Here is a 14,302-nt window from a genome sequence, read left to right on the forward strand (position 1 = left end):
CGGGCATCGTGCGCGATGCTGGTCGTGCGGTGCAACAGGGTTTCCGCGGCCCCACAGCCGACCGAGAACGACCGGGAAAGACCTTACGAACGCCCGGGGAGCGGATATTACCGACCCGGAACGTGCCGGAACGCACCCTTGTGCGAAGCGGCGCGAGGGTCTTGGGTGGGACGGGTGTGCCGGCCCGCCCACAAGATCCGGGCCGGGCGGCACCGTGGACTCTCAGGAGGATCGCGACATGTCCGATTCGGTGAGTGACTGTACGGAGCAACCCCGCTCCGCCGTCACCGAAGCCGAGGTGGAGGCCCTGGTCAGGGGCATCTGCTTCAAGACCGGCCCGCCCCGCACCCTCGGGGTCGAAGTGGAATGGCTCGTCCATGAGCTGCGCAGCCCGCGGCTCCCCGTGACACCCGAACGACTCGAAGCGGCCTACGCCGCACTACGGACCGTGCACCTGAGGTCGGCGCTCACCGTCGAACCCGGCGGTCAGCTGGAGCTGAGCTCCCCGCCCGCCACCTCGCTGATGGAGTGCATCGGTACCGTCTCCGCCGACCTCGACGCCACGCGCGCGGTACTGCGCGAACACGATCTCGGTCTGGTCGGCATCGGCAACGACCCCTGGCACTCGCCCCGCCGGTTCCTGCGTCAGCCGCGTTACGACGCCATGGAGGCGTGCCTGGACCGCGCGGGCCCGGCCGGCCGCGCCATGATGTGCACCTCGGCCTCCGTGCAGGTCTGCCTGGACGCCGGATACGAGGAGCCCGGCCCCCTCGGGCACGGGCGGCGCTGGTGGCTGGCGCACCAGTTGGGCGCCGTGCTGGTCGCCGTGTTCGCCAACTCCCCGCTGGCCGGGCGCGAGCCCACCGGCTGGCTCTCCACCCGGCAGCTGCTGTGGATGGAGATAGGCGCGGGACGCGCGGGCGCACCGCCGCTGGACGGCGATCCTCGGGCCGCCTGGGCCCGGCACGTCCTGGACGCACCGGTGATGTGCGTGCGCCGGGACGGCGGCCCGTGGGACGTCCCGGACGGGCTGTCGTTCCGGGAGTGGACCAGGTCGGGGGCGCCCAGAACGCCCACGCACGAGGACCTCGACTACCACCTCACGACACTGTTCCCGCCGGTCAGGCCGCGTGGCCATCTGGAGCTGCGCATGATCGACGCGCAGCCCGGCGAGGACGGCTGGATCGTGCCGCTCGCCGTGGCCACGGCGCTCTTCGACGACCCGGAGGCCGCCGAGACCGCCTACCGCGCGGTGAAGCCGCTGGCCGAGCGCGCCCTGTCGCGGGCCGCGCCGCACAATCCGCTGTGGATCGACGCGGCCAGATCCGGGCTCGCCGACCCCGAGCTGCACGAGGTCGCCGTGGAGTGCTTCACGGCGGCTCTGGAAGCCCTGCCCCGGCTGGGGGCCACGACCGAGGTCAGGGACGCCGTGGCGGCGTACTACGACCGCTATGTCGTCAGGGGCCGTTGCCCCGCCGACGACCTGCTGGACGAGCTCTACGGCACGGATCGCACCCTGCACGGGAAGGACCTGCGCACATGACCGACCCCGCCCTCGACGCCGACACGCTCCGCGAGCGGGCACTGACCACGCTGACCACCGCCCGTGCCCGGACGACCCTGCTGACCAGCTGCGTCGAAGACCCCGACCTCACCGCCCAGCACTCGCCGCTGATGTCCCCGCTGGTGTGGGACCTCGCGCACATCGGCAACCAGGAGGAGCAGTGGCTGCTCCGGGCGGTCGCCGGGCGGGAGGCGATACGGCCCGAGATCGACGGCCTCTACGACGCCTTCGAGCATCCGCGCGCCGCACGTCCCTCGCTGCCGCTGCTGCCGCCGACGGAGGCCCGGAACTACGCGGCCGAGGTGCGTGGCCGGGTGCTGGACATCCTGGAGAGCACGGCGTTCCACGGGACGCGGCTGACCGAGGCGGGCTTCGCCTTCGGGATGATCGCGCAGCACGAGCAGCAGCATGACGAGACGATGCTGATCACGCATCAGCTCCGTAAGGGCCCGCAGGCCCTGACCGCCCCGGACCCGGACCCGGCGCCGCTGTTCACGGGGCCGTCCGAAGTCCTGGTCCCCGGCGGCCCGTTCATGATGGGCACCTCCACCGAGCCATGGGCGCTGGACAACGAGCGCCCGGCGCACCGGCGTGAGGTGCCGGCGTTCTACATCGACACCACGCCGGTGACGAACGCCGCCTACAAGGCGTTCATCGAGGACGGCGGCTACGACGACGACCGCTGGTGGACGCCGGAGGGCTGGGCGCACATCCGCTCCCACTCCCTCCACGCCCCGCTGTTCTGGCGCCGGGACGGCAAGCAGTGGCTCAGGCGCCGCTTCGGTGTCACCGAGGTCGTACCGCCCGACGAGCCCGTGCTGCACGTGTGCTGGTACGAGGCCGACGCCTATGCCCGCTGGGCCGGGCGGCGGCTGCCCACCGAGGCCGAGTGGGAGAAGGCGGCCCGGCACGACCCGGCCGGGGACCGCTCGATGCGCTACCCGTGGGGCGACGACGACCCGACGCCGGAGCACGCCAACCTCGGCCAGCGGCATCTGCGCCCGGCACCCGCCGGAAGCTACCCGAAGGGCGAATCCCCGCTCGGCGTGCGGCAGTTGATAGGTGACGTCTGGGAGTGGACGGCGAGCGACCTGCTGCCGTACCCGGGTTTCCGGGCGTTCCCGTACAAGGAGTACTCGGAGGTGTTCTTCGGGCCCGAGCACAAGGTGCTGCGCGGCGGTTCGTTCGCCGTGGACGCGGTGGCCTGCCGGGGCACCTTCCGCAACTGGGACTATCCGATCCGGCGGCAGATCTTCTCCGGGTTCCGCACGGCCCGTTCCGCGGGAGACGTCTGATGTGCCGGCATCTGGCCTATCTGGGCCCCGAGGAGCCGCTCGGCCGGCTCCTCGTGGAGCCCGCGCACGGGCTGTACCGCCAGTCGTGGGCGCCGAGGCGGCAGCGGCACGGGACCGTCAACGCCGATGGTTTCGGGGTCGGTTGGTATGCCGAGGGGGACCCGGTGCCGGCGCGCTATCGCCGGGCCGGGCCGATCTGGGCGGACCTGTCCTTCGCCGATCTCGCCCGGGTCGTACGGAGCACCGCGCTGCTCGCCGCCGTACGGGACGCGACGGTGGCGGGCGCCGACGGGGAGGCCGCGGCGGCGCCGTTCGCCGCGGGTCCCTGGCTGTTCAGCCACAACGGCGCCGTGAAGGGCTGGCCCGACTCGCTGGCGCCGCTCGTCCCGACCGTGCCCGCCGTGGATCTGCTGTCGTTGGAGGCCCGCAACGACTCGGCGCTCGTATGGGCGCTGGTCCTCGCGCGGCTGCGCGGCGGTGACGACGAGGCGCAGGCGCTGGCCGACACGGTCGCGGAGGTCGCCGAGGCGGCCCCGGGCTCCCGGCTCAACCTGCTGCTCACCAACGGCGAGACCATCACGGCGACCGCCTGGGGCGACACCCTCTGGTATCTGACCCGGCCCGGCGGCGGCACCGTCGTGGCCTCCGAGCCCTACGACGACGACCCGCACTGGCGGGAGGTCCCCGACCACACCCTCCTCGCGGCGAGCCGCACCGATGTGCTGCTCACCCCGCTCAAGGACCCCGGCGACACCCTGCCACCCGCATCCGCACGACCGAAGGAGCCCAGCACGTGAGTCCGTTCCTTCTCACCCGGACCCTGCCCGAGGACGCCACCGAGGCCGCCCTGCGCGCCGATGTCCTGAAGGGCCTGACGAGTACGCCCAAGACACTGCCGCCGAAGTGGTTCTACGACGCGAAGGGCAGCGAACTCTTCGAGCAGATCACCGAGTTGCCCGAGTACTACCCGACGCGCGCCGAGCGCGAGATCCTCGTCGACCGGGCCGGCGAGATCGCCGCGGCCAGCGGTGCCCGCACCCTTGTCGAACTGGGCTCCGGCTCCTCGGAGAAGACGCGGTACCTGATCGACGCGCTGACCGGCCTGCACACCTACGTCCCGGTCGACGTCAGCGAGAGCGCGCTCACCCAGGCCGGGCAGGCGCTCGTCGAGGAGCGGCCGGGGCTGAACGTGCATGCCCTGATCGCCGACTTCACGGGCGGGCTGGCCCTGCCGGACACGCCGGGCCCCCGGCTGGTGGCGTTCCTCGGCGGCACGATCGGCAATCTGCTGCCGGCCGAGCGCGCGGCGTTCCTCGCCTCGGTTCGCGGTCTGCTCGCCCCCGGTGACGCGCTGCTGCTCGGCACGGACCTGGTGAAGGACGAGAAGGTCCTGGTCGAGGCGTACGACGACGCGGCCGGGGTGACGGCCGCGTTCAACAAGAACGTCCTGGCGGTGATCGACCGCGAGTTGGGCGCCGACTTCGATCCGGGCGCCTTCGATCATCTGGCGCTCTGGGACCCGCGCAACGAGTGGATCGAGATGCGGCTGCGCTCCCTTACGGCGCAGACGGTGAAGGTGCCCGCGCTCGATCTCGCCGTGGACTTCGCGGCGGGCGAGGAGATGCGCACCGAGGTGTCGGCGAAGTTCCGGAAGGAGGGTGTGGGCGCGGAACTGTCGGCGGCCGGGCTGGAACTGGCGCACTGGTGGACGGACGGGGAGGCCCGTTTCGCGCTGTCACTGAGCGTGGCGCGGTGACGGACGGCTCGCGCGATGCCCCGCCTTGGGGCACGGTGGAGTGACGCGTGACTCCGCCATGGCGGAGTCACGGGAGAGGAGCACCCCCATGTCGAACCACACCTACCGCGTCACCGACATCGTCGGTACCTCGCCCGACGGCGTGGACCAGGCCATCCGCAACGGCATCACGCGCGCCTCGCAGACCCTGCACAACCTGGACTGGTTCGAGGTGACCGAGGTGCGTGGCCAGCTCGACAACGGGCAGATCGCGCACTGGCAGGTGACCATGAAGGTCGGCTTCCGCCTGGATGAAGCCGGGTAACACGCCGGGTCCGCCCCTCAGGTCCGCCCCTCCCGCTCCTGCGCCACCTTCAGCGCGGCGGACGGGGCGGTCCAGCGCGCCCGTACGACGGTGAAACCGGCCCGTTCGGCGTCCTCGCAGACCAGCTCGTCGTCGTCCACGAGCACCCGGATCTCATGGGTGCGGGCGAGGCGGCGCAGGATCTCCAGCTTGGTGCGCCGGGCGGGCCGACGGTCGTCGTTGCGCCGCATGTACACCCGCCCTTCGGGCAATCCGTGCGCGGCAAGCCAGTCGAGCGTGTCGCGCCGGCACCGCTCGGGCCGCCCGGTCAGATAGCGGACCTCGCACTCCTTCGCGCACTCCAGCGCCAGCGCGACGCCCTCCGGGATCGGCGGGTCCTGCGGGGCGGCCGCGAAGAAGGCGTCCCAGTCGCGCGGTGCGCGCTCCAGGAACTGCTGCCGATGGGCCGTGTCGGCGAGGGTGTTGTCCAGGTCGAACACGGCGAGCGGACGTGTGCTGCTGTCGGTCACATTCCTCACCCTAGACGGACCGCGCACCCCGGCAACCTTCCCGCCCCGGGCGGCCACTGCTCTGCGACACGGCACGCAGGCAGAGCAGCGGCAGGAGGCCCCATGCGCGACGCGGTGAACGGCAGGCGCGGTACGGCGATCTGGACGGCGGCGGCGGTGGGTGCGGCCCTGCTGGCGGTGTGGGGGCCGGCGGGCGAGGCGCACGGGGCCGCGACGCTGGTCGTGGCAAGCGACGGGAGCGACTCGGCGCCGGGCACCCTGGACCGGCCGCTGCGGACCGTCCAGCGGGCCGTGGACCTGGCGAAGCCCGGCGACGTCATCGCCGTACGCGGCGGCACCTACACCCTCACCGACAACATCACCATCACGACCTCGGGCACCGCCGCCCTGCCCATCGCCCTCGGCGCCTATCAGGGCGAGCGCGTGGTCATCGACGGCGAGCAACTGCCCGCCAGCCACACGCCGGTCGGTGGCAGCATCCCGCGGGCCGAGCGCGGGGCGATCCACATGGAGGCCTCGCACTGGCGGATCTCCGGGCTGGAGCTCGTCAACGGCCCGTACGGCATCTATTGCGACGGCTGCAACAGCAACGTCTTCTCCCGGTTGTCCACGCACGACAATTACGAGTCCGGCTTCCAACTCCAGGGGTCGTCCAGCGACAACCAGATCCTGAATCTGGACAGTTACGGCAATCGCGATCCCCGTAAGAACGGTGAGAGCGCCGACGGGCTGGCCATCAAGGAGGGCAGCGGAACCGGCAACGTGGTGCGTGGGGCCCGGTTGTGGAACAACGTCGACGACGGGTTCGACGCCTGGAAGTTCGCCTCGCCGATTCTGATCGAGAACACCATCGCGTACGGCAACGGCTACAACCGCTGGAACTTCCCGGACTTCTCGGGCGACGGAAACGGTTTCAAGATGGGCGGCGGCACCCCCGCCCCGGCCGTGGGCCACATCCTTCACCACGCGATCGCATTCAAGAACGCGGCACACGGTGTCACGGACAACGGCAATACCGGCGCCCTGGCCCTGAGCCGCAACACGACCTGGGCCAACGCGGGCACCGGCTTCGACGCCGACGTCGCGGGCGGCACCGCCACCCTCACCGCCAACCTGTCGATCGCCGACGCCCGCGCCGTGGCCGTCGGCTCGGGAACGGTGGTCAGCGGCAACTCCTGGAATCTGGGCGGAACTTGGGACACGTCCTCGGTGCTCAGCACCGACCCGGCCGCGATCACGGGCCCACGCTCCACCGACGGCTCACTCCCGTCGGCGCCACGCTTCCTCGTGCCCCGGAACGGCACGGCTGTCGGCGCCCGGTTCTGAGCCGCCGGAACGGGCCGCGCGGCAAGGGGGGCGAGTTTCAGACAGTCCGACCGAAAGAACTGGCCCGGACTAATTCCCGGAAGGCCCTTTTCGCAGGCCACAGAAGCCTGATAAAGGATCACGAGCGGCGCGAACGCGCCACCGGACTACGGCAATTCAGCGCCGCGGTTGATTCTTCAATGAGCCCGCTGCCATACTCGCGACTTCCGGCTTCGCCGCCGCTCACAGCCTCCCCACAACAAAGCCCGCGCTCCCCCATGTCCGGCATGCCGCAGCAAAGAAGGTGCGCCTGTGCCCGAGTTTTCACCTTGGCACGACAATTCTTTCACATACAGTCCCCCGGATAATGAACCCGCACCGACCCGGCGCATATCCGAAGATCCTGAATTTCACTCACTGCGCCGCGCTCAGCGTAGATTCGGAGTCCGTGCGACGCTCCTGTCCGTCGGCGGATTCCTCCTGTACGTGCTTCTGTCCCATTCCGTCCCCGGCCTGATGAACCAGCGCCTGGTCGGCCACCTCACCCTCGGCCTCACCCTGGGCCTGGGCCAGTTCGCCGTGATGGGCGTGACGGCTGTGTGCTACGTCCGGTACATGCGCACCCGGGTCGACCCGCTGGCCCGTGGCCTGGGCTCGCGACTGGACCAGCACACGGCACGGCAGACCGTCCCGCCCGGCTCCAGGGGGTACCGCACGTGGTGACCATGTCCGAAGGCATCGTCGACCGGTTCAGCCTGAACCTGACGTTCGTGCTGTTCCTGTCGGTGGTCGTGGTCACGCTGTTCATGGCGCTGCTGACAGCCCCTCAGCGCGACGAGATCAGCGAGTTCTACCTCGGCAACCGCACGATGTCCCCGCTGCGCAACGGCCTCGCGATGTGCGGCGACTATCTGTCGGCAGCGACGCTGCTGGGCAGTACCGGCCTGGTCGCCCTCAACGGGTACGACGGCCTGCTGTACCTGGGCGGCACGGTCGTCGCCTGGATGATGGTGCTGCTGCTCATCGCCGAACCCCTGCGCCGGGCGGGCAAGTTCACGCTGGGCGACACGCTCGCCCTGCGCCTGACCAGGCTGCAACGTCCGGCCCGGCTCGCCCTGGCCGTGTGCACCCTGGTCATCACGACCCTCTATCTGGTGGCCCAACTCGTCGGTAGCATGGCCCTGTTGACCCAGTTCACCGGCGAGCCCAGTCCCGCGACACGCACCTTGTGCGTGGTGGTGATCGGCACCATCGTCATCGTGTACGCGGCCATCGGCGGCGCGCCCGGCGCCACGGTCATCCAGATCATCAAGGCCGTGATGCTGGTGGCGGGCGTGACGGTCACCGCGGTCATGGTGCTCCACCACTACGACTGGAACCCCAACGCCCTGCTCGCCGCGGCCGCGGACAACAGCGGCACCGGCACCCAGTTCCTCGAACCCGGACTGCGCTACGGCGTCAGCACCACGAGCAAGATCGATTTCTTCAGCCTGGAACTGGCGATCGTCCTCGGGCTCGCCGCCCTCCCCCACGTACTGATGCGGCTGCTCGCCCCGCGCAAGGTCGACGTCCTGCGCCGCTCCGTCGTGTGGGCGGTGGGCCTGGTCGGCCTGGTCTGCCTGGCGGCCGGCGTTCTGGGCCTCGGCGCCACGGCTGTCGTCGGCCGGGAGGCCATCGCGGAGACGGACCACAAGGGCGACTCCGCCGTCCTCCTCCTGGCCAACGCGCTCGGCGGCGGCATCCTCACGGCCCTGCTGTCCTGCCTCGCCTTCGTCACCCTGCTCGCCGTCGCGGCCGGCCTCACCCTGGCCGCCGCCTCCTCACTCGCCCACGACCTGTACGGCGAGGTGATCCGCAAGGGCCGCGCGAGCGAGACCGAGGAGCTGATGGTGGCCCGGCTGTCCGCGGCCGTCATCGGTGTGCTCGCGATGCTGCTCGCGCTGATCTCCTGGGGCGCCAACACCGCGACGCTCGCCTTCCTGGCCTTCGCCATCGCGGCGTCCGCGATCCTGCCGACGATCGTGTACACCCTGTTCTGGCGCCGCTTCACCGGCGAGGGAGCGCTGCTCAGCCTCTGGGGCGGCCTGATCTGCTCGGTCCTGCTGGTCCTGTTCTCCCCCGTCGTCTCCTCCGCGCCGGCCTCGTTCTACCCGGACTCCGACTTCGCCTGGTTCCCGTTGCAGAACCCGGGCATCGTCTCCATCCCGGCCGGCTTCCTCCTCGGCTGGCTCGGCAGCGTGCTGAGCAGCCGCCAGGAACGTCAGGAGGACGCCGCCTACGAGGAGTTCGAGGTACGGATGCTGGTGGGCGCGAAGGAGTAGGACATGCTTCTGTCATGCCTACCCGTACGTTCCTGATCGGCGCCGCCCGCGAGCGCCCCTGCACCCTCGTCGTCTGCCGGGGGTGCTGCTGCGGCAGTCCCGGCAAGCACCCCGGCACCGATCACGCCGGGCAGGTGGAGCGGCTGCGCGCCGCGGGGGCCGAGCACGGCTTCCAGGTCCGGACGACCGACGACTGCCTGGGTCCCTGCGACCAGGCCAACGTGATCGTCGTCCAGCCGTCGGCCGCGGGGCGCCGGGCCGGCGGGCGGCCCACCTGGGTGGGCTTCGCGATGGACGACGACTGCACGGAGGAGATCGCGCGGTGGGCGGCGGCGGGCGGGCCGGGCCTCGCGGACCCGCCTGTCACGCTGGAGCTGCAGTTCATCCAGCCGCCGAGGGCGGCACGGGTGCGCTCACGTCGCTGAGTCCAGGCCGACCCCCGGCTCATTGTTAATGGGATCCATTTTCATGTAGCGTCCTCGGTGTTCACCCACCGAGGAGGGGTCCGTCATGGCTGTCCCGAAGCGGAAAATGTCCCGCAGCAACACCCGTCACCGCCGCGCCCAGTGGAAGGCGAGCACGCCCCAGCTCGTGCCCGTCACCATCGACGGCGTCGGCCACCTGGTGCCACAGCACCTGGTCAAGGCGTACGAGCGCGGGCTGCTGCACCCCGAGGGCTGACCGGGGGCGCCGTGCGAGGGCTGCGCGCGGCAGCGATCGTCAACGACATCAGCGAGGTCAACGGCCACCCCCTGACGACTTGTCATGGAGCCACGGGCACCCGCGGCTCCCGAGCGCGGATCGCCGCTGCGCAAATGGCCGCACCGGGGGAATTCACGAGTCGGTGTCGGCGTGTCAGCACGTCGGCGTGCTCGGCATACTGGACGCTCGGCGTCGGTGCCGTGCATGACCTCGACGCAGTACAGCTCGGGCCCATGGATGCCCTGCGGATCGCGGCCCGGGCCTGGTCAGGGGCGGCGCCCGGGACGATCCCACAGGGGCCCTACTCCGTCGCGCGGAGCTTTGTCAATACCCGACACGCGGGCAGAAGTGTGAAGGGGTGTCAGCTCGGTCCCCCGAGCGGCTCAACTGTGGTGCCAAGTCACCTTCACTTTCGACTTTCTGACGAACCATCACAGACGTCAGCTTGAGCTTTCGAACGCCCGATCGGCCCCCTTCATCGCCCCTCCGACATTTCTGAGGTGGCGACAGATTTAGGCATGAGTATGTTCATTCTTAGTCGGTCGGCTCAGCTGACACCCTGAGAGATGGAGAAACGGAATGCCTGTGAGAAGGAGAGAGGGAATGCGTACGCGTACCGTTGTCGCGATCGCATTGTCGGTGGGCGTCACCGTCCTTGCCGCAACCGGTATGAACTACGCCTCGGCTTCCAGTTCAGCCCCGAAGTCCGCCCCGTCGGTGCAGGAGGCCGACGCCTCCGTTCCCCAGGGCGGCGACGGCCAGACGAACTTCAACTACCGGAACGACAACGACCGAAACGACAACTTCCGGAACGACAATTTCCGGAACAACGATCGTGGACGGATCCACGTCAACGAGCGAACGTTCGCCGCCGAGCCGGGGGTGTGCACCGCTGTCATCAGTAGTCCCGCGACCAGCTTCAACGTGCTGAACGAGAGTGACAGGACCCTCGAATTCTTCCGCGGGATTACCTGTGACAACGGCTCTGCAATCGCGAAAATTGGCCCCGGAAACTCCAGCAGCGCAATCGACGGCACGCCGGTCCTCGACGGGGCCACAGTGCCATTCGCGCTTGTCGGCAGCTTCCGAGCAATCGACAAGCGTCACCACTGACCGCTCCACGCGGACAAGGGCAGCGACGAGCCTGCCGATGTGCCACTTGGGCCCGGCCCGCAGTAATGGGGCCGGGCCGCGCCCATTGACGGGCCTGTGGTCGCCAGCCGGTTCCGTCCCCCGCTTCGCGCCCGGCGCCACGAGCACACGGCCGAGCTCCAGGTGTCCGGACACTGACTCCCCTGCGCCCGGCCCGCCTATTCTGGGGAGGGGCCGGTCCTGCTCGCAGAGCGCGAGAAGGGAGCCGCGGGTGACCGAGCGGACGATCGACAAGGCTGCCGCGGACACCTTGCGGCGGGCCAGGGATGCCGTCGCCCGTGAGGCGTGGGCCGAGGCTTATGGGCTGCTGGGCGACCTGGATCCCACCTGTCTGACCCCTGACGACTGCGCCGCCTTCGCGGACGCCGCCTGGTGGACGAGCCGGGTCGACGAGTCGATCGTCCAACGGACGCGGGCCTACTCCGGGTATGTCGCGGGCGACGCCGCCCGGCAGGCGGGGCACTCGGCCTGGCTGCTCTTCTACGAACATCAGCTGGCGGGACGCACCGCCGTCGCCGCGGGCTGGCTGCGTCGGGCCCGGCGGCATCTGCACGACGAGCCGGAGTGCGTCGAGCAGTGCTACCTCGCCTGGATCGACGCGGAGGACGCCCAGCGGCGCGGCGCGTTCGACGAGGCCATGGCCGCGGCCCGGCACATGGCCTCGATCGCGCGCCGCCGGGGCAGCCCGGATCTGCTCGCCATGGGCGTCCAGGCACAGGCGGGCGTACTGGTCGCCCAGGGACGGGTCAGTGAGGGGCTCGATCTCCTGGACGAGGCGATGTGCGCGGCCATGGCCGGTGAGCTCAGCTCCTTCTTCACCGGGTGGGTCTACTGTCTGGGCCTGCAGCAGTGCATGGCCTGCGTCGATCTGGAACGCGCCGCCGAATGGACCGACGCGGCCATGCGGTGGTGCGCGGCGATGCCGGCCGAGAACAACTTCCGGGGACTGTGCCGGGTGCACCGGGTGGAGGTCCTGGAGCTGCGGGGCAGCTGGGAGGAGGCGCTGACAGAGGCCGGGCGGACCTGCGCGGAACTGCTGCCCTACGAGCGGCGGATGGCGGCCGAGGCTGTCTACCTGATCGGACAGATCCAGCGGCGGCGCGGGGAGCTCGCGGCGGCCGAGCAGTCGTACGACCGCACACATGAACTCGGCCGTGACCCGCAGCCCGGCCTCTCTCTGCTGCGGCTGGCCCAGGGGAAGCCCGACGCCTCCGCCACAGCCCTGCAGCTCGCCCTCGCGAACGGAACCGAGGCCGGCGGTCTCGAACGGTGCAGGCTGCTCGCCGCCCAGGTGGAGGTGTGCCTGGCGCTGGACCGGACGGCCGAGGCGCACAGTGCCGCCGAGGAGCTGCGTTCCCTGGCCCGGGACTGGCAGCAGCGGTGCGGTTCGGAGACGACCCTGCTGCATGCGAGCGCCGCCACCGCCTCCGGCGCGGTGGCCTTCGCCGCCGGTGACCTCGACCGTGCGCTGCCCCGGCTGCGCCGTGCGCTGACGTTCTGGCTGGAGCTGCGGGTGCCGTACGAGGCGGCGCAGGTACGGATGACCCTGGCCGCCGCCGACCGGGCCGTCGGGGACGACGAGGGTGCCCGGATGGAGCTGCGGGCCGCGGAGCAGGCCTTTCGCCGGCTCGGCGCCGTGCCCGACGCGCGCCGGGCCGCCGCCCTGCTCGCCGATGTGCGCCCGGAGCGGCCCGGCGGGCTCACCGAGCGGGAGATCCAGGTGCTGCGGCTGGTCGCGGCGGGCCGCACGAACCGGGCCGTCGCGGCGGAGCTGGTGATCAGCGAGCACACCGTCGCCCGGCACCTGAACAACATCTTCGCCAAGCTCGACGTGTCCTCGCGGGCGGCGGCGACGGCGTACGCGTATCGCCACGGCCTCACCTGACACCGCCCATGGGCCGTTCTGCCCATGGCCGCTCCCCCGAGATGGGCGGTTCCGGCGATGATCGGGCCCTCGCCGCGCGCGTACACCGGTGATGTATCCCTTCCCGGCACAGGAACGGAAAGCGAGCGGCGGCCATGACCACCTCCACACCGACCCTCGACCAAGGGCTCACGGACCGGTTGCACGGCGACATCGTCGAGCCCGGCGACCCGGACTACGACGAGGCCCGCAAGGTCTTCAACGCCATGCACGACAGGCGGCCCGCGATCATCGTGCGGCCCGCCGACGCGGGCGACGTCATCGCCACGGTGGACCTCGCCCGCGACCGGGGCCTGCCGCTGGCGGTGCGCGGCGGCAGCCACAGCGTCCCCGGGCACGGGACGTGTGACGACGGCGTCGTCCTCGATCTCGGCCGGATGCGCGGCATCCGCGTCGATCCCGAGAAGCGGACGGCGTGGGTCGAGGGCGGCTGCACCTGGGCGGACGTCGACCACGCCACCCACGCCTTCGGTCTCGCCACCACCGGCGGGGTCGTCTCCACCACCGGCGTGGGCGGTCTGACGACCGGCGGCGGCATGGGGCACCTGGCCCGGCGCTGCGGTCTGGCCTGCGACAACCTCGTCTCGGTGGACCTGGTGACGGCCGACGGATCCTTTGTGACCTGCACCGACGAGCAGAACAGCGATCTGATGTGGGCGGTGCGCGGGGGCGGCGGGAACTTCGGGGTCGTGACGTCCTTCGCGTTCCGGCTGCACCCCATCGCGGACATCCTCGGCGGGCCGACCTTCTTCCCGCTCGACGGCGACGTGATCCGCCGCTACCGGGAGCTGGTCGCCGAGGCGGACGACCGGCTGGGAGCCGTGTTCGTCGTAGGGCTCGGGCCGCCGGTGCCGTTCCTGCCCGAGCGCTGGCACGGGCGGCCGATGTGCGGCGTGGTCACCTGCTGGAGCGGACCGCAGGACGAGGACGACGAGATCCGGGACCGGGTCGCGGCACTCGGGCCGGTGCTGGGCCGGCATGTGGAGCGGATGCCCTATCCGGTGATCAACACCCTGTTCGACGAGCTGGTGCCGGCCGGGCTGTACCACTACTGGAAGGGCGCCTTCACCCAGGGCCTGCCGAACGGGGCCGTGGACGCCCTGGTCGAGTACGGCGCCGACACGCCCTCGATCCAGAGCGTGACGGTCGTCTTCCCCATCGACGGGGCCTGCCACCGCGTCGGCCCCGAGGAGACCGCCTTCTCCTACCGGGACGCCGACTACTCGATCGCGCTCAGCCCGACCCTCACCACCCGGGAGGACTGCGAGGCCCAGAAGGACTGGGTGCGCGCCTTCGACCGGGCGCTGGCGCCGCACTCCATGGGAGGCGGCTACGTGAACTTCATGGACAGCGACGACCGCGACCGCGTCCAGGCCAACTACCGCACGAACTACGGCCGTCTCAGGGAGCTCAAGCGGCGCCACGACCCGGGGAACCTGTTCCGGCTGAACCACAACATCGCGCCGTGAG

General features: G+C 70.9%; 14 protein-coding genes. 13 read left to right on the forward strand and 1 reads right to left on the reverse strand.

Features of this window, described 5'->3' with window-relative positions; translation table 11 throughout:
* Nucleotides 1-238: 238 nt before the first annotated feature.
* The 5 genes from egtA (at nucleotide 239) to BLU79_RS00675 (ending at nucleotide 4,919) form a co-directional block, all read left to right on the forward strand.
* Nucleotides 239-1,543, forward strand: coding sequence for an ergothioneine biosynthesis glutamate--cysteine ligase EgtA (egtA, locus tag BLU79_RS00655; protein WP_093903559.1), 1,305 nt, complete (start codon nucleotides 239-241; stop codon nucleotides 1,541-1,543).
* The gene (gene egtB, locus BLU79_RS00660) at nucleotides 1,540-2,859 is read left to right on the forward strand and encodes an ergothioneine biosynthesis protein EgtB (protein ID WP_093903560.1); all 1,320 of its coding nucleotides are present in this window, start codon (nucleotides 1,540-1,542) and stop codon (nucleotides 2,857-2,859) included. The genes egtA and egtB overlap by 4 nt, the downstream gene beginning before the upstream one ends.
* Nucleotides 2,859-3,656 (forward strand): ergothioneine biosynthesis protein EgtC, encoded by a 798-nt coding sequence (gene egtC / locus BLU79_RS00665; RefSeq protein WP_093903561.1) that lies wholly within the window; start codon nucleotides 2,859-2,861, stop codon nucleotides 3,654-3,656. The genes egtB and egtC overlap by 1 nt, the downstream gene beginning before the upstream one ends.
* Complete coding sequence (egtD, locus tag BLU79_RS00670) at nucleotides 3,653-4,615, forward strand: L-histidine N(alpha)-methyltransferase (protein WP_093903562.1); 963 nt, start codon at nucleotides 3,653-3,655, stop codon at nucleotides 4,613-4,615. The genes egtC and egtD overlap by 4 nt, the downstream gene beginning before the upstream one ends.
* Before the next feature lie 88 nt (nucleotides 4,616-4,703).
* Nucleotides 4,704-4,919 carry a dodecin gene (locus tag BLU79_RS00675; RefSeq protein ID WP_093903563.1) on the forward strand — a complete coding sequence of 72 codons (216 nt, stop codon included), beginning with the start codon at nucleotides 4,704-4,706 and terminating at the stop codon, nucleotides 4,917-4,919.
* Nucleotides 4,920-4,936: 17 nt separating this feature from the next.
* Here the strand turns inward: BLU79_RS00675 and BLU79_RS00680 are convergent, their stop codons facing one another.
* Nucleotides 4,937-5,428, reverse strand: a complete 492-nt coding sequence (locus BLU79_RS00680) for a phosphatase domain-containing protein (RefSeq protein WP_093903564.1) — start codon at nucleotides 5,426-5,428, stop codon at nucleotides 4,937-4,939.
* Between the two features lie 102 nt (nucleotides 5,429-5,530).
* Between BLU79_RS00680 and BLU79_RS00685 the strand changes: the two genes are divergently transcribed.
* The 8 genes from BLU79_RS00685 to BLU79_RS00720 all read left to right on the forward strand — a co-directional run bounded on the left by BLU79_RS00685 (nucleotide 5,531) and on the right by BLU79_RS00720 (nucleotide 14,301).
* Nucleotides 5,531-6,754 (forward strand): right-handed parallel beta-helix repeat-containing protein, encoded by a 1,224-nt coding sequence (locus BLU79_RS00685; protein WP_093903565.1) that lies wholly within the window; start codon nucleotides 5,531-5,533, stop codon nucleotides 6,752-6,754.
* A gap of 396 nt (nucleotides 6,755-7,150) precedes the next feature.
* On the forward strand, nucleotides 7,151-7,456 hold the full coding sequence (locus tag BLU79_RS00690; protein WP_371131802.1) for a DUF485 domain-containing protein: 306 nt from the start codon (nucleotides 7,151-7,153) through the stop codon (nucleotides 7,454-7,456).
* A gap of 2 nt (nucleotides 7,457-7,458) precedes the next feature.
* The gene (locus BLU79_RS00695; RefSeq protein WP_371131803.1) at nucleotides 7,459-9,054 is read left to right on the forward strand and encodes a sodium/solute symporter; all 1,596 of its coding nucleotides are present in this window, start codon (nucleotides 7,459-7,461) and stop codon (nucleotides 9,052-9,054) included.
* A 14-nt stretch (nucleotides 9,055-9,068) separates the two neighbouring features.
* Nucleotides 9,069-9,479, forward strand: a complete 411-nt coding sequence (locus BLU79_RS00700) for a hypothetical protein (protein ID WP_093903568.1) — start codon at nucleotides 9,069-9,071, stop codon at nucleotides 9,477-9,479.
* 85 nt (nucleotides 9,480-9,564) lie between these two features.
* The gene (rpmF, locus tag BLU79_RS00705; protein WP_093903569.1) at nucleotides 9,565-9,735 is read left to right on the forward strand and encodes a 50S ribosomal protein L32; all 171 of its coding nucleotides are present in this window, start codon (nucleotides 9,565-9,567) and stop codon (nucleotides 9,733-9,735) included.
* A 624-nt stretch (nucleotides 9,736-10,359) separates the two neighbouring features.
* Nucleotides 10,360-10,869: a hypothetical protein gene (locus tag BLU79_RS00710; protein WP_093903570.1), complete on the forward strand. Its 510-nt coding sequence runs from the start codon at nucleotides 10,360-10,362 to the stop codon at nucleotides 10,867-10,869.
* Nucleotides 10,870-11,119: 250 nt separating this feature from the next.
* Nucleotides 11,120-12,793, forward strand: coding sequence for a LuxR family transcriptional regulator (locus BLU79_RS00715; protein WP_093903571.1), 1,674 nt, complete (start codon nucleotides 11,120-11,122; stop codon nucleotides 12,791-12,793).
* A gap of 134 nt (nucleotides 12,794-12,927) precedes the next feature.
* Complete coding sequence (locus BLU79_RS00720; protein WP_093903572.1) at nucleotides 12,928-14,301, forward strand: FAD-binding oxidoreductase; 1,374 nt, start codon at nucleotides 12,928-12,930, stop codon at nucleotides 14,299-14,301.
* Nucleotide 14,302 lies beyond the last annotated feature (1 nt).

The sequence above is a fragment of the Streptomyces sp. cf386 genome (assembly GCF_900103585.1).
Classification (GTDB): domain Bacteria; phylum Actinomycetota; class Actinomycetes; order Streptomycetales; family Streptomycetaceae; genus Streptomyces.

Bases quoted from the DNA above. Each gene is read 5' to 3' on its own strand.
- egtA (WP_093903559.1), top strand. From the start codon at position 239: ATGTCCGATTCGGTGAGTGACTGTACGGAGCAACCCCGCTCCGCCGTC.
- egtB (WP_093903560.1), top strand. From the start codon at position 1,540: ATGACCGACCCCGCCCTCGACGCCGACACGCTCCGCGAGCGGGCACTG.
- egtC (WP_093903561.1), top strand. From the start codon at position 2,859: ATGTGCCGGCATCTGGCCTATCTGGGCCCCGAGGAGCCGCTCGGCCGG.
- BLU79_RS00675 (WP_093903563.1), top strand. From the start codon at position 4,704: ATGTCGAACCACACCTACCGCGTCACCGACATCGTCGGTACCTCGCCC.
- BLU79_RS00685 (WP_093903565.1), top strand. From the start codon at position 5,531: ATGCGCGACGCGGTGAACGGCAGGCGCGGTACGGCGATCTGGACGGCG.
- BLU79_RS00695 (WP_371131803.1), top strand. From the start codon at position 7,459: ATGTCCGAAGGCATCGTCGACCGGTTCAGCCTGAACCTGACGTTCGTG.
- BLU79_RS00700 (WP_093903568.1), top strand. From the start codon at position 9,069: ATGCCTACCCGTACGTTCCTGATCGGCGCCGCCCGCGAGCGCCCCTGC.
- rpmF (WP_093903569.1), top strand. From the start codon at position 9,565: ATGGCTGTCCCGAAGCGGAAAATGTCCCGCAGCAACACCCGTCACCGC.
- BLU79_RS00710 (WP_093903570.1), top strand. From the start codon at position 10,360: ATGCGTACGCGTACCGTTGTCGCGATCGCATTGTCGGTGGGCGTCACC.
- BLU79_RS00720 (WP_093903572.1), top strand. From the start codon at position 12,928: ATGACCACCTCCACACCGACCCTCGACCAAGGGCTCACGGACCGGTTG.